This is a genomic window from Collinsella sp. LCP19S3_F2 (assembly GCF_052121015.1).
Classification (GTDB): Bacteria; Actinomycetota; Coriobacteriia; order Coriobacteriales; family Coriobacteriaceae; genus Collinsella.
This window is the reverse complement of the sequence record NZ_JBQKFA010000004.1, coordinates 187,112-206,810: the sequence shown is the minus strand read 5'-3', so window position 1 is coordinate 206,810 and position 19,699 is coordinate 187,112. Positions and strand designations below refer to the sequence as shown.

The following is a 19,699-nucleotide window of genomic DNA, read 5'->3' as shown; positions in this document are numbered from 1 at the left end:
TTCGTCCACATGTTCCAAACCACAACAAAGGTGCCTGTCCCCAATGTGGTGGTGTGGGTGGTTAGAGGACGAGTTGATGGTAGTCGGCGGGGGTTACGCGGCCTTCGGTAGCAGCGCGGAAGGCGGCGAGCGCATCGCCCGAGAACGGCATGGCCCAGCACAGACCGCAACCTGCGGTAATGGAGCCGGGCAAAGGCATAATGCGCCCGGGCACGCCGGCATCCAGGCACAGCCGCTCGCATTCCATCACATCGAAGGTGCTATCGAACGAAACGATGATCTTGCGTTCGTGGTCGAGGGCATCACCGGACGGGCCTTCGCGGTGTGCCTCACGATACGCCGCGGCGGCCGCTTCCTCTTCCGCAGTATGTCCACAGCCACCGCAACCACAGGTACAGGGCTCGGAACCATCGCAAGTACAAGGCTCTCCCGTGTCGGGGCAAATATCGTGAGACATGGCAACTCCAATCGTCTAGGCGAGTAACTCGGCCGCCGCAAACTCCTCGGGCGTATTGACGTTCTCGAAGCAGAGCGTCGAACCCGCGGACTTAACAATCTGCGGCTCATCCATATAACCAGCCTGAACGCGATTGATCAGGCAGCGAATCCGCTGGCGGTCGCAGGCGAGCAACTCTTGGGCAACCGGCGCACACGCGTCACGGCGCCAGACGGCGCAAAGCGGCTCAATCCCCCGCTCCTCGCGCGGTACGCACACGTCGAGCGCCTCGGCCTCAACACGATCGGCAAGCGTGCCGATGAGCTCCGGCGAGACAAACGGCATATCGCAGGCGACGATCGCCACGAGCGGCAATCGGGTCGCGGCCAACGAGCTCGCGATGCCGCGCATGGCACCCGCCGGCCCTTCAAGGTCCGCCACCACACGCGGCACCAGGCCGCCAAACGCGTGCTCCTCAAGATAGGCAAGCTCGCTGGGACGCGAAGTTGTCACGACCAACTCGCCGGCAACTGGCGCCAGCCGACCCAGCACGCGCTCGATGAGCGGCTCGCCGCAAAACGCCATGCGCGCCTTATCGCAGCCCATGCGCGACGACAACCCGCCCGCCTGGACGACACAAGAAAGATCGGCCCGTCTTACGGTAGTCATACGGCAAACCACCCCCATCGGCATGCTCAAAACCCGGCACACGAAGCCAAATGCCGTCGCCGATAAAGCCGGCGGCACGGCAAACCCATGCAAAAACAAAACAGCGCCTTTGCGGCACGCAGCAAGACCGCGAGCACAAAAGCGCTGGTAGCGTATGGCGGGAACGTATGTGAATCGAACACATCCAAGACGTTTTGCACGCCTCGCAACGGTTTTGAGGACCGCGGAGCCCACCGGAGCCCATCCGTTCCCGAGTGCGGAGGTATTTTACCAAACCGTGCAGCCAATCTAGCGCAGGGACCTCAGGCCGCCGGCATCCTTGTCGAGCACCGTAAAGCGCACGGCGTCTAGATGTTCCAGGATGCTGATAGCACGTTTGCGCGACACCCCCAGAGCCTCGCGCAGGACGCTCGTGGTGGCAGCGCCGCCGGCTGCCTCAATGACAGCGGCAACAAGCTCACGCGCATGGGCCTCGGCAGCAGCGGACAGGGCCACATCGCGCTCGACCTTCACGATTGAGCGGTTGAGCGAAAGCTCGCGCAGGGCACGCGTCATGGTGTCGCGATCGAGCTGCAGCTGCTCGCCCACCTCGGGCAACGTCGGCGCATCGAGGCCGGCTTCGTCCAGCAAGGCAACGATCCGATCGCAAGCCTCTCGCACCACGCGTGCGGCTGCGGCGGCCGAGTGTGGATCGAATACCTCGGCGCCCTCGGCGGCGCACACGCCGCGCGAACAGCCCTCGGCAATCAGAGCCGCGGCAACGCCTTCATCAGCGGCAGGCCACGCAACATGGGCAACGGCGCCGGGCGTAAAGCCCGTCTCCTTGGGAGCCGCCGCATGCATGGCTGACAGGGTCGCCGCCAGTGCATCCATCGCGGCGTCGAGCACCGCAGCGTCCGCCAAGAGGTCCGCGTCACCCGCGGCAAGCTTGCGAACGGAGCCCTGCGCCACCAACCCACGCAGTGCGGCATCGACCTCATCGACACCAAGGTCCAAAGCCTCGGCAGCATCAACCGCCGTAACCGGCAGCGTCTGCAGCGCCAGCCAAGCGCCCACACCGCCCGCGATATCGCCGGACTCGAGCGCCGCATACAGCGAACGCTCCACTTCGGAAAGCTCGCGCGAGCGACGGCAGCGCGAAAGCAGCACACGCCCGCCGCCAATAAGCATCACGGGTGAATAGGACAGCACCACGACATGGTCCCCGGCACGTAGCGGCAGCGAGTTTTCTAAGCGCACCTGAACAATACGGGTTTCGCCCACCGCCATGGGGGCCTCGCCCTCCATGAACATGATGCGACCGACGACCTCGGCCGTACCCGCCATCACGTGCACGCGCGCACCCGACTCGAGCGCGCGCGGTTTGACGCCCTCGCGGCCCAAATACGTAAACGCCATCATAAAGCGCATCGTCTGGCCAAAACGGCCCGCCACACCGAGCATCTCGCCGCGATCGAGCGCGGCGACGCCATCGCCCACCAGGTTGAGCGCCACACGCTGACCGGGCAACGCCCGCTGTGTGTCGCCATGAACCTGAATCCCGCGCACGCGACAGACCGTACGCGACGGCAGCGCGACGAGCTCATCGCCCACCGCGACGGGCGCATCGTGCAACGTTCCCGTCACCACGGTACCGGCGCCCTTGATCGTAAAGCAACGGTCGATGGGCAGACGCGGTGCGGCATCGGTAAGCTCGGCACGGGCACGGCAGGCATCCCAGCAAGCGGCAACCTGCTCGTCGAGCGCAGCCAGCAGGTCATCGATTCCCGCGCCGGTCTTGGATGACACGGGGATAATCGACGCGCCGGCAAACACGGTGTCCGACAAAAAATCATCGACGTCGAGCTCGGCCAGCTCAATCATTTCGTTATCGGCCAGGTCGCACATCGTCAGCGCCACCACCATGTGTGTGACGCCCAGCAGCTCCAGCACATGCACGTGCTCGCGGGTCTGCGGCATAACGCCCTCGACGGCCGAGACCACCAGCACGGCCACGTCGATACCCGTGGCGCCCTGCACCATGGCGCGCAAGTAATGCGCGTGGCCCGGCACGTCGACCAGGCCCACGATCTTGCCGCTCGGCAACGCCAGCTCGCCAAAGCCGAGCTCCACGGTCATACCGCGACGGCGCTCAACCTCCAGACGGTCGGGATTCTTGCCGGTCAGAGCCTCGATCAGTGCCGACTTACCGTGGTCGACGTGGCCCGCCGTGCCAACGATAACGGGACACTCCACCAGCGCTTGAACCTCACTCATCGTGCAACCGCCTTCTCAACGCACGCGACGAGCGTCGATGCCGCCGTCTCGACATCGCGGTCGCCCACGAGCGTGCGCACATCAAACAGAATGCGGTCGTGCGAGGCGCGCGTGACGACCGGCGTATCGAAGTCTTGGACGAGCGAGCGCTTGAGCGCGTCGAGGGACAGGCGCCCGTCGACCGGGCAGACGGCCACGCACATCGTGGGTAGCTCCACGGTAGGCAGCGAGCCGCCGCCGGGAGTCGACGACTCCTCGACGATTTCCACCTGCACGGCGCACGGACAGCCAGCCTTATCGAGGCCCGCCACCATCAGCTCGCGCAGTTTGCGTGCGCGACGCTCCAGATGAGCCTGCGGAAGCGTGAGCATGTTGAGCACCGGCACCTCACGATGGGCCACATCCGCCCCATCCATGTAAATGCGCAGTGTAGCCTCGAGCGCTGCCAGCGCGAGCTTGCCCGGGCGCAGGGCACGCATGAGCGGATGCGACCCGCAGGCCTGGACCAGATCGCGACGGCCCATGATAATGCCCGCCTGTGCGGCACCGAGCAGCTTATCGCCCGAGCACGACACGATATCGAGCCCCGCCGCGACCGAAGCCGGCGTGGGCTCCTCACCGCCGCGCACCAGGATATCATCGGGCAACAGCGCGCCCGAGCCCTGGTCCTCGTAGAACAGCAGGCCATGCTTGTGAGCAAGCGCCGCAAGCTCCCGAGAACCCACCTCCTCGTGAAAACCCTCGATGCGATAGTTGGAAGGATGAACCTTAAGGATCATCGCCGTATCGGGCGTGATGGCGCGCTCGTAGTCGCTCAAATGCGTGCGGTTGGTGGCCCCGACCTCGACGAGTTTGGCGCCCGAGGCCACCATGACATCGGGAATGCGGAAGCTGCCGCCAATCTCGACAAGCTCGCCGCGGCTGACGATGACCTCCTTGCCCGCGGCATGGGTTGCCAACACCAACAGCACGGCGGCCGCGTTATTGTTGACGACCAGCGCATCCTCGGCACCGGTAAGCGAGCGGATGAGTTGCGCGGCATGCTCTTTGCGCGACCCGCGCGAGCAGGTGTCCACGCTGTACTCGAGCGTGCTGTAGCCGCGTGCGACCTCGGCCACGGCCTTGGCGGCCGACTCCGCGAGCGGGGCTCGACCCAGATTTGTATGGATAACAACACCCGTGGCGTTGACGGCGGGACGCAGGCTCGGCAGCGCGGAGCGATGCGCACGCCACTCGATAGCCGATGCCAGCTCGCGCTTAGAGCGCGGGGCGGCACCGGCGCGAATGGCGGCGCGCTCCTCGTCGAGCTCGGCCGTGACGGCGGCATGCACCACCGCGTCGCAGGTCTCCCCCGCCGCCTTCACCACCGGCCACTCGGCAAGCAGCTCGTTGACGGAAGGAATGGCGCGCAGGCGGACGCGCACCTCATCGGACATGTTCTGGCTATCGCTCATGTGCGGCCTTTCAAAAGAAACGTGGATCAGTCAAATACATCAGCTGAGTCAATTACTCGTCATTATCCCCGCGCGCGACAATCTTTTCCACGCGAACGGCGTTTTCCTGGGTGAGCGCTGCACCCGTCAACGGGTCCCAGCGCAGCGGCGTGTGGTCGAGCGGCCCGACACCCAGGGCCTGCCGGCCACCACCCTCAGCACCCAATGCGCGTCCGCCGGGAGCGGCCGAGGTGAAGATGCACGCCGGATGCAGATACGGCGTCGTCTCCACGCGCACGCGATCGCGGCCCATGTCGCTCACAAGCTCGACGACCTCGCCATCGGCGATACCCATGTGAGCGGCGACATCCGCGTTCATCTGCACGGCGTCCAAGTCCGACCCCGCCTCGGTGGCACCGGCCGCCGCGAGCCTGCGCGAGGTATGCGACTCAAAGGGTCGATTGCCGCTAATGAGGCGAAACATCCCCGGGCCAGGCTCCACCATGGGAGCGATCCAGTTGGGTACACGACCCAGGCCGGCTCGTTCCCATACGTCACTTGCCAGCGCAATTTTGCCGCCATCCAAGGGAATCGCCGGCTCGCCCGTACGCGACGGCAACGCAACACCCGTGTCGGCCCAGCCGCGCTCCTTGAGTGTGGCAAGATCAATCCCAAACGGAGCCACCTGAGCAGCGGCCAGATCGTCGAACGTAAAGTCGAAGCACTCGCCAACGCCGCAGGCCGCAGCCAACCCGGCAAAAATCTCCCGCCCCGGTCTCGTGTCGTCATGCAAAATGGGCAGCACGGCGTTGCGGTAGAACACGCGCGAATCGTTGACGCCCACGACCGTGCCCACGCCGCGGTCGGCCTCCAGATACGTCACGTCGGGCAGCACGAAGTCAGAAGCACGCGCCGTCTCGGACCAGCGAATATCAATCGTCACGAGCAAGTCGAGCTGCTGCAAAATACCCAACCAAGCCTGTGCATTGCCATAGCCCGCACCGGGGTTACTGGCATAGACGATGAGCCCACGCAAATCGCCGGCAAGAATCGACTGACCGATGGTCGTGCACAGGCCGCGCACCGGATCGACCAGTGGATAACGCTCGGACCCCAGCTTGGGCCTGCACGGCACCGGCGGCGTCGCAAAGCGTGCGGGATCGAGATCGCCCAACACAAGCGGCGTGGGCGGATTGAGCGCACCGCCCTCATGCCCGATGCAGCCCAGCAGCACATCGACCAAGCAAATTGCGCGCGCGGTCTGGGTGCTATTGGCATACGCGATACCGATGCCGCCATGAAAGCCCGCATCCACCACAGTGGCAGGCGCTGCGGCAGCGAGATCGCGCGCCGTGGCGACAATCTCTGCGGCTGGCACGTCGCACATCGACTCGGCCCACTCGGGCGTCCAAGCACTGGCCGCCTGCGCCAGCTCGTCAAAACCCGTGGTATAGCGGTCCACGAACTCGTGATCGTACAGGCCCTCGGCAATCAACACGTGGACAATACCCAACAGTAGCGCCAAGTCACAGCCCGGGCGCACGCGGAGCCAGCGATCGGCAAGCGCGGCCGAGCCGCTGCGCCGGGGGTCAACCACGATGATCTTCGCCCCGCGCCGGCGCGCATCGTTGAGCGCATCGACGGCCCCCATCGTCGACGAATCGACAATGGAACGCCCCAGGTACATGATGCAGTCGGTATGCGCCAGGTCGGAGGCGGGACTATAGCCCAGGCTGTGCTCCCAACCGGTAAGTCGGCTCACCTCGCAGGCGCCATCGGCACCGTACACGTTGGGCGAACCCAGCGCATGCATAAAACGATACGCCCAGTAGCGGTCGAACGAGGGCACACCAAGTGTCATGCCCAGCGCACGGGGCCCGCGCTCGTCAACAATCCCCAAAAGGCGCTCGGCAATCTGCGCGAACGCCTCGTCCCAGGTAATCGCATCAAACCCCGAGCCATCCCGGCGGCGTCGCATGGGGTGCACGATGCGGTCGCGCTCGTCAAACGGCATTGCCAGGCGATGCCGTCCGCGGGCGCACAGGGCACGCGCCGCGCACGGATGTCCCGGCACTGGCAACTCGGCCACCACACGCCCATCCTCAACATGGGCCGCAAAGGCGCAATCGGCATAGCATCCCCCGCATGTCGTCACCACGGAGCGACCGTCATGCATAGCTCTCGATGCCATCTCGATTATTCCTTCCAGCTCAGGGGTTCAGGCCCCACCACACCACAGTTCTGCCACCAGCTGCCGCGACGCAAAACCCGCAGCATCTACCGCAGCAAGACACGAAGAGCCTCCCAAAAGGCAGACGCCCCTCGGGAGGCCCGTACGTCATTCCGGTTTATTACGCCTCGGACTTCTTGGCGTAGATAAACGAGTAGCCGAGCGCGACCAGAACCGCGCCGCCCACGATGTTGCCCAGCGTGGCGGCGGACAGGTTAAACGCAATGCCCGCGGCGTTGAGCGCATCGGCGCCGGCGACGTCGGCACCATAGCCGCACGCGTGCATCACGGCACCCATGGGCAAAAAGTACATGTTGGCGACGCAGTGCTCAAAACCGCAGGCCACAAAGGCGGCGATGGGCAGCAGAATGCCCACAACCTTATCGACCACGGTCTTGCCGGCGGTACCGATCCACACGGCCAGGCACACAAAGATGTTGCACAGGATGCCGCGGAAGAAGATCGTCACCCAGTCGATCGTCACCTTGCCGGCGGCGACGCTCACCATGGAATTAGCGACCGCCTCGCCGTTGAGCTTGTAAATGCCGGCCATGTACACCAAAAAGACGATGAACAGGGCACCGACAAAGTTACCGACCCATACGACGACCCAAGCCTTGAGCATCTGGACCAGGGTGATCTTTTTGCTCTTGAGTGCGCAGACCATAAGCGAATTGCCGGTAAACAGCTCGGCGCCGCACACCAGCACCAGCACCAGGCCCAGGCAAAAGCACAGGCCGCCCACGACGCGCTGGGCGCCCCAGCCCAGCGTGCTATCGCTCAAGAACACGGTAAAGAACAGGCCGCCGAAGGCAATGAACGCGCCGGCGAACATTGCCAACAGAAAGGCCTTTGCGACCGGCAGGTTGGCCTTGGTCACGCCGGCGGCCTCGGTCTTGACCTCGATCGCGGCGGGCGCCAGGCAATCGGGAGCGGGGTACTCCACCTTGGAATCTGCCATGTCAATCACTTCTTTCCTAATCAGCAGGGACAAGCGCTCCTATTGCTCTTGCCCCAAGCGGACAAAGTGGGAAAAGTCGTTGGCTGCCACGGCGTCGTACACGGCGTCGACGGCGTCAAAGACTTCCGGGGACATGGGGTTGTAGAACTCCGTGTCGCCCGGCTGAATCCCTATGAAGACGATATCTTCGCACGATTGCTCGATTTCCTCGATCAGAATCGACAAAGGGAGCGAATGCGTGGTGAACATCGACTTGCGGGCCACATCACGTTTGTCGAGCAGGCGGATGGCGCCGACGGGCAGCGCCATATCGGCAGCATCGACCAAGACCAGACGCGGCGGACGCTCGCGCTTGACCTCGATGATGTCGTCCTCGGGCGTCTGACCGCCATCGATGGTGTACCAGCCAGCAAGCGGCGCGTCCTCCATCTTTTTGGAGAGCACGGGGCCGGCAGCATCGTCGGCACGCAGCACGCTTCCCGCCGTGAGCACGATACCCGCAAACGGGGCGCCGTTCACACGACCATCCACAACGCGACCCATTACTGCAACCTTCCCGTCAGATACACACCCGAAACATCGCGCACGCGTTCCACCAGATCGCGAAACTTCATTAAGAACGCGACCTGCTGGGCATGCAGGCCAAAGTCGTCGTCGAACACCGAGATGCCGGCCTTGGCCGACCCGCGAAAACCGCGCTCGTCGAGCAGCGCATCGCAGGCCTCGAGCAGCGACGGCACCGCCGCCTTGTCGAGCTGGCACTCACCAAAGGAGCGGATGGCCTCGAACTTGGTTTTGGCCTCCCCCTCCGGCAGCGCGTCGACGAGCGAATAAAACACATCCACCGGCACCGACAGACGCGGCTCAAAGCAGTCGAGCACGCCGGTGTGGTGGCCCACGGCGAGCGTGTAGTAAAGCACGTCGCAGGCCTCCTGGGGAACGTCTTCCTCGGTCTCCACAAACTTACGCGTGAGCTCGTAGAAGACCACCTGGTCGGGCGCATGGCCCAGGCAGGGGTCGGCGACGCCCTCGGCGGCCTCGTCGCTTGCGCGCGAGGCATCGCCAAAAGAGCCGCCGAGCATGCCGGGGCCCGCAAAGTAACCAGAGCGGTCCGTGAGCTCCATCTAGCGACCTCCGGCCAGCACCAGATCCTGCAGCGCCGAGTACACCTCAACACGGCGAGGATCATCCTGCTTGTCGATGAGCAGCGCCATGGCACCGCGGATATCGCCCTTGGGCGCGCCCTCGAGCGTATCCATAAACTCGTTGGCCAGGTCGCGGCCGTAACGGTAGCCGCTCATGGCGCGAGCTTCGCGCTCGATGGCAACGCGCAGCTTGTACGGCACGCCGGGGTGCAGGATATCGGCCTGCTCGCCGGCGGCCTCCACCGTGGTCTCGGCATGGAGCTTTTGGTCCAGCAGACCGAGCGCCATGGCAAAGCCGTAGACGGTCTGCGCGGGGCTGGGCGGGCAGCCGGGGATGTAGACATCGACCGGCAGAATCTTATCCGTGCCGCCCCAGACGCAGTAGTTGTCGTAGAAGATGCCGCCGGTGCAGCCGCACGCGCCATAGGACACCACGATCTTGGGATCGGGTGCAGCCTCAAAGGCGCGCAGGGCCGGCATGCGCATGGCACGCGTCACGGCACCGGTGTACAGCAGCACATCGGCGTGACGGGGCGAAGGCACGACCTTGATGCCAAAGCGCTCGACGTCGAAGACGGGCGTGATGGAACCGAAGATCTCGATCTCGCAGCCGTTGCAGCCGCCGCAGTCAACGCGGTAGACGTACACCGAGCGCTTGATCTTCTTAAGAAGGGTCGCCTTGGCCTTCTCGATGCTCTCGTCGAGCTCGATCTTGGTCGGGCGGTACTGAAGCCGCTCGGGCAAAAGCGTGGGTTCGGCCATGGTTACTCCTCCTTCGTATCAAAATCCATGATGATGCCCTCGACCGGCGCCGGACCGGCGGGAATCTCGGGCGCATCGGGGTTGAGCTCGCGGTCGATATACTCCGGGTTCACGCCGTGGCCGCCCAGATACTCCATGCCGGGGCCCTGGGGCTCGCCGGACGCAAGCGTCTCGTTGGCGGCCATGCCGGCAGCGTTGCCGGTCTTTACGGCCGAGGCGGCGCGCAGGGCGTCGAGCTCGCGCTTGCACTCCTGGCACATACCGACGGTACGAGCGGCCTGCTCGGCCTCCATGCCGCCGGCCTTTTGCAGCAGGCGCTTGGCGTAGTCGATCTCCTTGTGCGGGGCAAACGGCTTGCCGCAGCGCGAGCAGTGCTCGAGCGTGTAGACGCTCTTGCTGGTGAGGTCGTCCTTGCTCATGACGGCCAGCTCAAACTCCTCGGTGAGCTTGATGGCCTCCATGGGGCAGGCTTCCTCGCAGCGGCCGCAAAAGATGCAGCGGCCGTAGTCGATCGACCAGGTGATGGTGTCGGCCGCAAGGTCGGTGTCCATGCGAATGGCATCGGCCGGGCACGCCACGCCGCAGGCTCCGCAGGCGATGCAGAGCTCGGCATTGTGCTCGGGCTTGCCGCGCATGTCCTTGTTGGTGGGGAACGGCGCAAACGGGTACTTGACCGTCGCGTCGCCGGCCTTGGCGTTAACCTTCCAAAGCTGCAGCATATTAGAGCGCCTCCTCATCGAGCGGAGCGGCCATGGTGCCCTCGCCCGCAAGCGGCGACTTGTCGCGCCAGACGTTCTCGAACTGCTCCTTGTCGAGCACGTGGTCGCGCTTGGCGGCGATATCGGTCACCGTCACGCGGTCGGTGCAGGAGTAGCACGGGTCGAGCGAGCCGACGATCAACGCAGCGTCACCCACGGTGTTGCCGCGGAACATGTAGCGCAGGACCGGCCAGTTGCTGTACGTGGCGGCCTTGGCGCGCCAGCGGTAGCACTTCTGGTTGTTGCCGAGCATGGCCCAGTGCACGTCCTCGCCGCGCGGCGCCTCGGTGGCGCCGATGGCGTACTTGTGCGGGGTGTACTCCCAATCCGTGGTGAGGATGGGGCCCGACGGGCAGTTCTCGAGCATGGTCTCGATCATGTCGATCGAATCGTAGACCTCCTGGATGCGAACGGCGGTACGGCCGAAGGCATCGCAGGTGTCGGCCGTGGCGGCGTGCATCTTTTGAACGTCCGGATCGGCGTAGCCGTCGAAGGGATGGTCAAAGCGCACGTCGCGGGCATAGCCCGAGCCACGCATGAGCGGGCCGACCGGCGAGAAGTCGCGTGCAATCTTGCGGTCCAAGATGCCGATACCGCTCGTACGCTCAATAAAGTTGGGCGTGGAGAGCAAGACGTCGACGAGTTCCTGAACCTCGGAGCGCAGCTGGTGGATGGTCGTGAGCGTGGAAAGCTTCTGCTCGGCCAAAATGTCGCGACGCACGCCGCCGATCACGTTGAGGCCGTAGGTCTTGCGGTGACCGGAGAGCTTCTCGGCCAGATCCATGGACTTCTCGCGGACGCGGAAGAACTGCTGGAAGCCGGAGTCGAAGCCCGTGTAGTGCGACGCAAGGCCAATGTTGAGCAGATGCGAGTGCAGGCGCTCGACCTCGAGCATGATGGCGCGGATGTACTGGGCGCGCGGCGGGACATGGATGCCCTGGGCGCGCTCGACGGCCTCGGCATAGGCCACCGAGTGGGCGCAGCCGCAGATGCCGCAGATGCGGTCGGCGAGGAACGTCACGGCGTCATAGTTCAGGCGCGTCTCGGCGACCTTCTCCATGCCACGGTGCACGTAGAACAGACGGTAGTCGGCGTCGACGATCGTCTCACCCTCGACGAACAGGCGGAAGTGGCCAGGCTCGTCGGAGGTAATGTGCAACGGGCCCATGGGGACAAGCGTCGTCTCCTTGCCCTTGGTATCGGCCAAGAACTCGTAGTTTTCCATGTCACTCGCGGGAGCGGGACGGAAGCGGTAGTCCATGGAGTCCTTGCGCAGCGGGTACAGGCCGCTGGGCCAATCGTCGGGCAGCACCAGGCGACGACGGTCGGGCAGACCCTCGGGGATCAGGCCGAACATGTCGCGAAGCTCGCGCTCGCCCCACACACAGGCGGGGACGAACGGTGTCACGGACGGGAACGTCATCTTGGCGGGATCGACCTCGGTGCGCACGGTCACCCAACCGGGGTCCTCCCCCTCCATGGAGATGACATAGTACACGGCGTAACGGCCGCACAGGCTGCGCTCATCGTTGCCGATGATCACGGGAATCCAGCCGTAGCGCTCGTAGTACAGGTAGTGGACGGCCTCGGGCAGATTGTCCTGCTTGACGGTAATCGTCAGCTGGTCCTCGCACTGCCACTCGACCTTCTCGATGCAGCCCGGAACGGCGCGGCGCAGGGCCTCGACATGGCTCTCGCAGCGACGGGCATACACCTTGTTCTCAGTTTCAATCATTCGTTACTCCACCTCGCTCTGAGCGGTCTCGGAGCCAAAGAATTCGCGGAACATCGGGGCCGTATGCAGGGCATCGGTATCCTGATCGAGCACGATAGCGACGGCGTTCTCAACACCGCGCACAACGGGCAGAGGCGTGGCAAGACCAAACCAGATCAGGCACACGGCAAGCAGGGCCTCGGGGACGAGCATCCAGACGCTCGACTCGCGACGCTCGGTATCGACGGGCTCATGCAGGGTCTTACCAAAGACCGACGAGATGACGACGCGCGTCAGGCCGCTGATGGCAACGGTCAGGGCGAGCGCCACGATCACGACAAGCCACCAGGGGCTACCGGCGGCAAAGGCCGCCACAAAGGTGCCGAACTCCGAGATGAACATGGCAAAGGGCGGAAAACCGGCCAGCGCCAAAAAGCCGATGACCATAAGGGCGGCCGTAATGGGCGCACGCTCGACGATGCCGCGGATCTGGGTAAGGTCGCGCGTGCCAAAGGCATGCTCGACGTTCTCAGTCAGGCAGAAGCACAGGGACTTGGCAAGGCCGTGGAACATGCTGTGCAACAGAGCCGCGGCGATACCAAGCGGACCGCCGATACCCAGGCAGAGCATGATGACGCCAGCGTTCTCGCACGAAGAATAGGCCAGCTTGCGCTTGATATCGGTCTGCGCAAAGAGTGCAAAGCTCGAGAACACGATCGACAGCACGCCGATCACCAGCAAGAGCAGGCTCGGGAAGTCGTTGCCGATAGCATGGGAGGCGAGCATGTCAAAGCGGATGATGATGAGCATGGAGCACTTGAGCACCACGCCCGACAGCAGGGCCGAAATGGAACCCGGTGCCTGGGAGAGCGTATCGGGCATCCAAGTGTGCATCGGGAAGACCTCGGCCTTGGTGCCAAAGCCAATCACAATAAACGCGAACGCCAGGCGCACGATCGCCGGGTCGAGCTTGTCGGCCTCGGGAAGAATGCCCGAGAGGAACGCGGCCATGTGCGGGTTCGAGATCACGTCGGCGGCGTTGGCGTAGATCAACAGCGTGCCGAACAGGCCAAAGGCCACGCCCGCGGTGCAGACCATGATGTATTTCCACGTGGCCTCGAGGGCATGGCGCGTGTTCTTGAGCGCCACGAGCAGCGCCGAAGCCAACGTGGTGGCTTCGATGGCCGCCCACATAATGATGATGTTGTTGGTCGTCGCGGCCAAAAGCATCGTGAACAGGAACAGGCTGTAGAACGCGTAGTACTGCTTTACCTGCGAGGGACCATAGGTGCCTTCGGCGACGAGCTGACGAACAAGGCCAACCGAGTACACGGCGATGCAAAAACCGATGACGCCGATGATAAGCACGAACAGGGCACCCAGGGCGTCGACATGGAACCAGGGGTCGAGTGCCCAGATCTCGCCGCCGTCCGTAAAGACGGGCAGTGCGATGGCGATCGAGCCGGCAAGCACGACAACCGCCGAAACGGCATGGCAGAGCTCAAAGACACCACGCGCCGCGGTCTTGGGAACGATGGCCATGATGGCGGACAGGGCCAGGGGGCACACAACGAGTGCCAATAGCATTGTGGAAGTATCCATGTGCCTAGCCCCTCAGATCGGAAAGGTCGTGCGAATCGAGCGACTGGTAGGTACGCCAAATCTTGAGCACGACGACGGACATGATGATGACCGCGAAGATGGCATCGGTTGCGATACCGGTCTCGACGATCTCGGGAGCCGTGGGCGCCAGCAGGGCGAGCGTCACGTGGCTGCCGTTTTCCATAAGGCAGTATCCAAAGATCTGCTTCATGATGTTGCGCTGCGTGATGATGCAGGATAGGCCCACAAAGAAGTGGGCAAAGCTGATGGCCAGGGCAGGAGTGGCGACCTCGGCCGTGGGAAGCTTGATCTGCGTCACGACGGCAAAGCAGACGGCCACCTCGACGGCAATGAGGCAGATGGTCCACGCCGGCTTGGTGCTGTGCGAAAGCCCCAGATCGCTCGGCTCGCCCATCTTACGATAGGCATACGAGAGGATGAGCGGCACCAGGACGACCTTGGTCACAAATGCCGACACGGCCCACATGAGCAGCTCGGAGGCGCCGGTGACGTTGCCGAGGGTGGCAAGCAGGCCCACCAGAATCAGCGACTGCACCGCATACCAGCGGATGGCGACTTTAATTGACTTGCTGATGACGACCATGGTCGAGGTAACGATCAAAAGGCCGCCCAGCAGGTTGACAAGTTGGTAACCCATGTTCTACCTCCTAACCGATCCAGCTGGCCGAAAGCGGGCCGCTGACGATGACCATGATGACGAGCACGATGAACACGAACGCCATCGCGCGGGGAAGCGGGGCTCCCGCAGCGACCTCTTCGCTCGGCTCGCCGGGCAGGCAATAGCCCATCCACTTGAGGAACCAGGCGAAGGTGGCGACGGTCTCGGCAACCATGATGCACACGAGCACCAGGATCGCGACGTTGCCGGCACCCACGGAAAAGCCGCCGGCGATAATCTGGAACTTCGAGAAGAACGTGTTCATGGGCGGCACGCCGGCAATGGCGAGCGCGGCGACACCAAAGCCCACGCCCGAGATCGGGTACTTCTTCACGATGCCGCGAAGCTTGGGCAGCATACGCGTACCGAGTGTAAAGGAGAACGAACCGGCGATCAGGAAGAACAGGGTCTTAGCGAAGGCGTGGTTAAAGATGTGGCACACGGCACCGTCAAAGGCCAGCTGGCTGCCAAAGACCGAAAGGCCCAGACCAAAGAACACATAGGAGAGCTGGGCGATCGTGGAGAAAGCCAGCAGGCGCTTCATGTCCTTTTGAGGCAGGTACATAAGGAAACCAAAGAGCATGGTGACCATGGCGTCGATAATGGCGACCCAGCCCACGATCTCGGGAACCTCGCCGGCAGAGACGAGCGCACGCGCGAACACGCACACGCCGACCTTAACCATCGAGGCGCCATGCAGATAGGCCGAAACAGGCGTCGGTGCCTCCATGGCCGAAGGCAGCCACATGTACATGGGAACCTGTGCGGACTTGGCCCAGGCCGCAAACAGCACGAGCAAAAGGACGATAGCCTTGAGCTTGGCGTCGAGGCCGGCAATCGCGGTGATGGCGAAGGTGCCGGTGTGGGCAAACACGATGGCGGCGCCCAGATACAGGCCGAGCGCACCGATATGCGTAATGATCAGGGCCTTCATGCCGGCCTTCTTGGCCGTAGGCGACATGTAGTAGCTAATGAGGCCCCAAGAGCACGCACCCGTGATCTCAAAGAACACGAGCTGGCCCAAAAGGGTCGAGCTGTACACAAGGCCGGCCATGGCGCCGATGAAGGTCGCGAGGTACGCGTAGAAGCGACGACGCGGTGCGTCGGGATGCTCACGGTTATTCTCGCTCATATAGGGAATCGAATAGATCACGACAAGCAGGCCGATACCCACAAAGGCGGGCGCGAGCAGCGTGCTCATGCGATCGAAGGTGAATCCCATGACGAGGGTCTGCCCAAACGAGATCAGGGGGACCTGCGTGTCGGGCATGCCGGCGCCAGCGAAATTCGCGGCGAGGGCGATGGTGCAGACCGTCGAGACGGCGGCACCCAAAACGCTGAACCACTTGGCGTACGGACGGGGGAACAGGGCGACGAGCACCGAGGCCACCATCGGGGCCGCGATAGCGACCAAGCCGAGAAGGGACAGACTGACTGCAAATGACATTGTTTCTCCCTTCTCCTACACGCCGACGACCACGAAGACAAACGCCAGAACGGCGATGCCCACGACGGCCCAGGTCTGATTGCCGAGCACCTTAAAACGCGAGCGCGAGCAGGAGTTCTCGATCACGCCGCACACGACAAAGTCGATCAGGCACTTCACCAGGAAGATGACTGCACCCAGAACGGCGGCGGCGCCCACGGTCGCGGGCTCGCCCCAGGGGACGAAGATCGCGCAGAACCAAGCAACGACCAGGACCTGCTTCATGGACATGGCAAGTTTGGCCATGGCGAGCGACGGGCCGGAAAGCTCGGCAAGCGGGCCTTCCTGAAGCTCCTGCTCGGCCTCGGCCTGGTCAAACGGCAGCTTGCCGAGCTCCATGTAGCAGGCAATCGCAAAGGCGATGCCGGCGAGGATCACGGCGACCGGCGCGTCGATAGCGCCCGTCATGATGTGCTGACCCATGGTGGCGATGTCGGTGGAACCGCACACCAGGGCGGCGGCAAACAGCGCCAGCAGCATGGACGGCTCGATGAGCACGCTCATGAGCAGCTCGCGGACGCCGCCGATGCCGGCGTAGGCGTTGGACGAATCCACACCGCAGAGGGCGAAGAAGAAGCGGGCGAGCGCCAGGCTGTACATAATGGTGATGGCGTCACCAAAGACCGGGATGGGGCTTTGTGCCGTAAAGAGCGGCAGGCCCATCGCGAGCATAAAGGCGACGGCGAAGAACAGCGGCGGCATGATGCGCAGCGCAAAGCTCGCATCCTCGCTCTGGGACTCGGGGCGCGCAAAGAGCTTGGCCAGGTCGCGGTAGTCCTGCATGATGCTGGGGCCGCGACGGTTGTGCATCTTGGCGCGGATCACGCGGCCGAGACCGGAGAAGAACGGTGCGACGGCCATGACGACCACGCCCTGCAGAACGGCAAGTACGATGTTGTTCATGCTCTCCCCTCCTTAACCCATTTGCACGGCGAGCACGAGGAACACCACGAGTGCCGCGACGATGTAGCAGATATAGATGCTGTAGTTGCCGCCCTCGAGCTTAGTCGCGAGGTCGGCGAGCTTCTCGACACCCTTATGCGGGGCATCGACGAGAACCTTGTCGGGTACGGGCTCCACAGCCTCGGCCACACCGGTGAGCTTCTGGAAGAAGTGCGCGATGGACCAGCAGACGGCCGTGCAGCGGTCACGCAGCGTATAGAGCGGCTGCATAAACCAGGACACCTCGGAGGCAAAGGTCGTGGCCACGACGGGCATATGCTCGTTGGGAGCATAGCCGCATGCCCACGGCTGGGACTTCTGCACCTTGCCGACGGTCTTGAGCTTGCGATAACCGCAGGCAAGGCCGACGAGCACCACGAGCGCAATGGCGATCGCGGGCGTGGAGGTGGCAGCGCCGGAGTACTGGTTCATGAGCTCCATGCCCTCGGCGGCAAACACGCCACCGTACGGATGCAGCACGGACGCGGCGACATCGACCAGCACGGGCGCGATCACGGGAGCGCCAATGCCCAGCACGACGCAGATGGCCGCGAGCAGGCCCTGCGCAAACACCATGGGGGCGGGAACCTCCTTGGCATTGGCCGCGGCCTCGGAGCGGGGCGCGGAGGCAAAGGAGACGCCATAGGCCTTGACGAAGCACGTGACAGCCAGCGCGCCGGTAACGGCAAGCGCGACGGCAGCGAACACGGCCACGATTATGACGGCCTTGTCGCCCTGCATGGCGGCGTTAAACAGCGACTGGTAGGTAAACCACTCGGACACAAAGCCGTTGAAGGGCGGGATGGCCGAGATGGCAAGCGCGCCAACGAGAAAGCAGATGGCCGTTGCCGGCATACGACGGAACAAGCCGCCCATCTTCTCCATATTGCGCGTACCCGTAGAGTACAGCAGCGCACCAGCGCCCAGGAACAGCTCGCCCTTAAACATCGCGTGGTTAAACGTGTGGTAGAGGGCGGCCATCAGGGCCAGGACGGCGATGCCGACCGAGTCGAGCGCCATGGCGGCCATGGAGGCGCCGACGCCGAGCAGAATGATGCCGATGTTCTCGACAGAGTGATAGGCCAGCAGGCGCTTGATGTCATGCTCCTGCAGGGCGAAGGCCACGCCGAGAACCGACGAGATCGCACCGAACACCATGACCATCAGGCCCCACCAGACCTGAACGCCCGAGGCGGAGAGCAGGTCGAGGCCCACCTTGAGGATGCCGAAGATACCGATCTTGATCATGCCGCCGGACATGAGGGCCGACACGTTGGACGGCGCCTCGGGATGTGCCTTGGGCAGCCAGCCGTGCAACGGGATGATACCGGCCTTGGCGCCAAAGCCAAAGAAGGCGAGCACGAAGCACACGGATGCGACCGCGGGGCTAAACTGCGTGGCGCGGAAATCCGCAAAGGCAAACGAGCCACCGGCGAAGTTGGTCATGGTGAGGAAGCTCGCCATGATGAGCACAAAGCCCACGTGCGCGATTACAAAGTAGAGCCAACCGCCATGGATGGAGTTCTCGTTCTCCTCGATCACGACCAGGAAGTACGAGGTCAGCGACATGAGCTCAAAGGCAACCAGGAACCAAAACACGTTGTCGGCGGTGATGACGAGCATCATGGACGCCACGAAGGTGTTAAAAAAGAAGCCGGCGCGGCCCTTTTTGCCCGGGTACTCATCAAAGTAGTTGAGACCGTAGATCGAACCGGCAAACGCGAGCACCGAGATGAGCGCCATGAACAGGCCGGACAGCTGATTGAGCAGCAGCTGGAAATGGGCAAACGGGAAGAACACGATGGTGTCGACCGACGTGACATCGCCCAGCACGGCCTGGATACCGGCCACAAACGAAAGCACCGCGGCGGCGGCGCCGATAAGGCATCCGGCGGTCTTGGCGGCGTTATCGGCCTTGATCAGCAGAACCGAGGCGAGCGCACCGATGCACGAGACGGCAAGCGATGCGATAAACAGCGTCATGCTATCCATTGTTTACGCTCCCTTCTGCTTTCTCGGACAGACCCTGGGCCACGGCGGTAACGTCGACGGCCGGACCGTTTTCGATCGAGCGCAGGCGCTTGGCCTCGTCGAGCTCGCGATCGACCGCGCCGCCCATGACGGTCAGTGCCTTGGTGGGGCACGCCGCCACACAATGCGGGCCGTCCGGATCGAAGGCGCACAGGTCGCACTTGACGGCGCAGGTGTACTGGCCGGGAGCCCACGTAAGCAGGCTGCTCAGGGACTTAGGATACGAAGGCGTCGGGTCGCACATGCCTGCGACACCGGCGATAGACGTGCCATCGGGATGGATGGCTCCGAAGGGGCACGCGATGGCGCACAGCCTGCACCCGATGCACTCCTGCTCCTTGACGTGGATGCGATCGCCATCGTGCTCGATGGCATTCACCGGGCAGACCTCGGCGCAGGGGGCACCCTCGCAATGGTGGCAGGCAAGGGCGGCCGAAATACCGCCGGTCTTCACGAGCGCCAGACGCGGCGTATCCTGAAGACCCTGCATCCGGTGGGCGTCGGCACAGGCGGACTGGCATGTTCCGCAGCCGATGCACCTCTCCGGGTTGATGTCGATGAAGCGGTTCATCCCCACTTCCTTTCAAAATAACGG

General features: G+C 63.7%; 17 protein-coding genes and 1 tRNA gene. All 18 read right to left on the bottom strand.

Annotation, left to right across the window (positions count from 1 at the left end; all coding sequences use genetic code 11):
* Positions 1 to 61 precede the first annotated feature (61 nt).
* Positions 62 to 457 carry a DUF3343 domain-containing protein gene (locus tag ACTQX9_RS05310; protein ID WP_441540684.1) on the bottom strand — a complete coding sequence of 132 codons (396 nt, stop codon included), beginning with the start codon at positions 455 to 457 and terminating at the stop codon, positions 62 to 64.
* 15 nt (positions 458 to 472) lie between these two features.
* Positions 473 to 1,105 (bottom strand): molybdenum cofactor guanylyltransferase, encoded by a 633-nt coding sequence (gene mobA / locus ACTQX9_RS05305; RefSeq protein WP_441540683.1) that lies wholly within the window; start codon positions 1,103 to 1,105, stop codon positions 473 to 475.
* Positions 1,106 to 1,260: 155 nt separating this feature from the next.
* Positions 1,261 to 1,357 (bottom strand) — tRNA-Sec (locus ACTQX9_RS05300).
* 36 nt (positions 1,358 to 1,393) lie between these two features.
* Positions 1,394 to 3,361 carry a selenocysteine-specific translation elongation factor gene (gene selB, locus ACTQX9_RS05295; RefSeq protein ID WP_441540682.1) on the bottom strand — a complete coding sequence of 656 codons (1,968 nt, stop codon included), beginning with the start codon at positions 3,359 to 3,361 and terminating at the stop codon, positions 1,394 to 1,396.
* On the bottom strand, positions 3,358 to 4,815 hold the full coding sequence (gene selA / locus ACTQX9_RS05290) for an L-seryl-tRNA(Sec) selenium transferase (protein ID WP_441540681.1): 1,458 nt from the start codon (positions 4,813 to 4,815) through the stop codon (positions 3,358 to 3,360). The genes selB and selA overlap by 4 nt, the downstream gene beginning before the upstream one ends.
* Positions 4,816 to 4,867: 52 nt before the next feature.
* The gene (locus ACTQX9_RS05285; RefSeq protein ID WP_441540680.1) at positions 4,868 to 6,985 is read right to left on the bottom strand and encodes a molybdopterin-containing oxidoreductase family protein; all 2,118 of its coding nucleotides are present in this window, start codon (positions 6,983 to 6,985) and stop codon (positions 4,868 to 4,870) included.
* A 160-nt stretch (positions 6,986 to 7,145) separates the two neighbouring features.
* Positions 7,146 to 7,985, bottom strand: a complete 840-nt coding sequence (locus ACTQX9_RS05280) for a formate/nitrite transporter family protein (RefSeq protein ID WP_441540679.1) — start codon at positions 7,983 to 7,985, stop codon at positions 7,146 to 7,148.
* Positions 7,986 to 8,024: 39 nt separating this feature from the next.
* Positions 8,025 to 8,528, bottom strand: a complete 504-nt coding sequence (gene hycI / locus ACTQX9_RS05275; protein WP_117820333.1) for a hydrogenase maturation peptidase HycI — start codon at positions 8,526 to 8,528, stop codon at positions 8,025 to 8,027.
* A complete protein-coding gene (locus ACTQX9_RS05270; RefSeq protein ID WP_099431578.1) occupies positions 8,528 to 9,109 on the bottom strand; it encodes a formate hydrogenlyase maturation HycH family protein in 582 nt (193 codons plus the stop codon). Before ACTQX9_RS05270 ends, hycI begins: the two co-directional genes overlap by 1 nt.
* Positions 9,110 to 9,892 carry an NADH-quinone oxidoreductase subunit B family protein gene (locus ACTQX9_RS05265; protein WP_006234107.1) on the bottom strand — a complete coding sequence of 261 codons (783 nt, stop codon included), beginning with the start codon at positions 9,890 to 9,892 and terminating at the stop codon, positions 9,110 to 9,112.
* A gap of 2 nt (positions 9,893 to 9,894) precedes the next feature.
* Positions 9,895 to 10,611, bottom strand: a complete 717-nt coding sequence (locus ACTQX9_RS05260) for a formate hydrogenlyase complex iron-sulfur subunit (RefSeq protein ID WP_441540678.1) — start codon at positions 10,609 to 10,611, stop codon at positions 9,895 to 9,897.
* 1 nt (position 10,612) lies between these two features.
* Positions 10,613 to 12,385, bottom strand: coding sequence for a hydrogenase large subunit (locus ACTQX9_RS05255; protein ID WP_441540677.1), 1,773 nt, complete (start codon positions 12,383 to 12,385; stop codon positions 10,613 to 10,615).
* A 3-nt stretch (positions 12,386 to 12,388) separates the two neighbouring features.
* Complete coding sequence (locus ACTQX9_RS05250; RefSeq protein ID WP_441540676.1) at positions 12,389 to 13,966, bottom strand: hydrogenase 4 subunit F; 1,578 nt, start codon at positions 13,964 to 13,966, stop codon at positions 12,389 to 12,391.
* Between the two features lie 4 nt (positions 13,967 to 13,970).
* Positions 13,971 to 14,624: a hydrogenase 4 membrane subunit gene (gene hyfE, locus ACTQX9_RS05245; protein WP_441540675.1), complete on the bottom strand. Its 654-nt coding sequence runs from the start codon at positions 14,622 to 14,624 to the stop codon at positions 13,971 to 13,973.
* 10 nt (positions 14,625 to 14,634) lie between these two features.
* Positions 14,635 to 16,092 carry a hydrogenase 4 subunit D gene (locus ACTQX9_RS05240; RefSeq protein WP_441540674.1) on the bottom strand — a complete coding sequence of 486 codons (1,458 nt, stop codon included), beginning with the start codon at positions 16,090 to 16,092 and terminating at the stop codon, positions 14,635 to 14,637.
* Positions 16,093 to 16,107: 15 nt separating this feature from the next.
* On the bottom strand, positions 16,108 to 17,034 hold the full coding sequence (locus tag ACTQX9_RS05235) for a respiratory chain complex I subunit 1 family protein (RefSeq protein WP_022095201.1): 927 nt from the start codon (positions 17,032 to 17,034) through the stop codon (positions 16,108 to 16,110).
* A gap of 12 nt (positions 17,035 to 17,046) precedes the next feature.
* Entirely contained in the window at positions 17,047 to 19,065 is a 2,019-nt protein-coding gene (gene hyfB, locus ACTQX9_RS05230) for a hydrogenase 4 subunit B (protein WP_441540673.1), read from the bottom strand.
* Positions 19,058 to 19,675, bottom strand: coding sequence for a 4Fe-4S dicluster domain-containing protein (locus ACTQX9_RS05225; RefSeq protein ID WP_441540672.1), 618 nt, complete (start codon positions 19,673 to 19,675; stop codon positions 19,058 to 19,060). Before ACTQX9_RS05225 ends, hyfB begins: the two co-directional genes overlap by 8 nt.
* Between the last annotated feature and the right edge of the window lie 24 nt (positions 19,676 to 19,699).

Bases quoted from the DNA above. Each gene is read 5' to 3' on its own strand.
- ACTQX9_RS05260 (WP_441540678.1), bottom strand. From the start codon at position 10,611: ATGCTGCAGCTTTGGAAGGTTAACGCCAAGGCCGGCGACGCGACGGTC.
- ACTQX9_RS05240 (WP_441540674.1), bottom strand. From the start codon at position 16,092: ATGTCATTTGCAGTCAGTCTGTCCCTTCTCGGCTTGGTCGCTATCGCG.
- hycI (WP_117820333.1), bottom strand. From the start codon at position 8,528: ATGGGTCGCGTTGTGGATGGTCGTGTGAACGGCGCCCCGTTTGCGGGT.
- ACTQX9_RS05310 (WP_441540684.1), bottom strand. From the start codon at position 457: ATGTCTCACGATATTTGCCCCGACACGGGAGAGCCTTGTACTTGCGAT.
- ACTQX9_RS05280 (WP_441540679.1), bottom strand. From the start codon at position 7,985: ATGGCAGATTCCAAGGTGGAGTACCCCGCTCCCGATTGCCTGGCGCCC.
- selB (WP_441540682.1), bottom strand. From the start codon at position 3,361: ATGAGTGAGGTTCAAGCGCTGGTGGAGTGTCCCGTTATCGTTGGCACG.
- ACTQX9_RS05270 (WP_099431578.1), bottom strand. From the start codon at position 9,109: ATGGAGCTCACGGACCGCTCTGGTTACTTTGCGGGCCCCGGCATGCTC.
- ACTQX9_RS05235 (WP_022095201.1), bottom strand. From the start codon at position 17,034: ATGAACAACATCGTACTTGCCGTTCTGCAGGGCGTGGTCGTCATGGCC.
- ACTQX9_RS05285 (WP_441540680.1), bottom strand. From the start codon at position 6,985: ATGGCATCGAGAGCTATGCATGACGGTCGCTCCGTGGTGACGACATGC.
- ACTQX9_RS05265 (WP_006234107.1), bottom strand. From the start codon at position 9,892: ATGGCCGAACCCACGCTTTTGCCCGAGCGGCTTCAGTACCGCCCGACC.
- ACTQX9_RS05250 (WP_441540676.1), bottom strand. From the start codon at position 13,966: ATGGATACTTCCACAATGCTATTGGCACTCGTTGTGTGCCCCCTGGCC.
- ACTQX9_RS05225 (WP_441540672.1), bottom strand. From the start codon at position 19,675: ATGAACCGCTTCATCGACATCAACCCGGAGAGGTGCATCGGCTGCGGA.
- mobA (WP_441540683.1), bottom strand. From the start codon at position 1,105: ATGACTACCGTAAGACGGGCCGATCTTTCTTGTGTCGTCCAGGCGGGC.
- hyfB (WP_441540673.1), bottom strand. From the start codon at position 19,065: ATGGATAGCATGACGCTGTTTATCGCATCGCTTGCCGTCTCGTGCATC.
- selA (WP_441540681.1), bottom strand. From the start codon at position 4,815: ATGAGCGATAGCCAGAACATGTCCGATGAGGTGCGCGTCCGCCTGCGC.
- ACTQX9_RS05255 (WP_441540677.1), bottom strand. From the start codon at position 12,385: ATGATTGAAACTGAGAACAAGGTGTATGCCCGTCGCTGCGAGAGCCAT.
- hyfE (WP_441540675.1), bottom strand. From the start codon at position 14,624: ATGGGTTACCAACTTGTCAACCTGCTGGGCGGCCTTTTGATCGTTACC.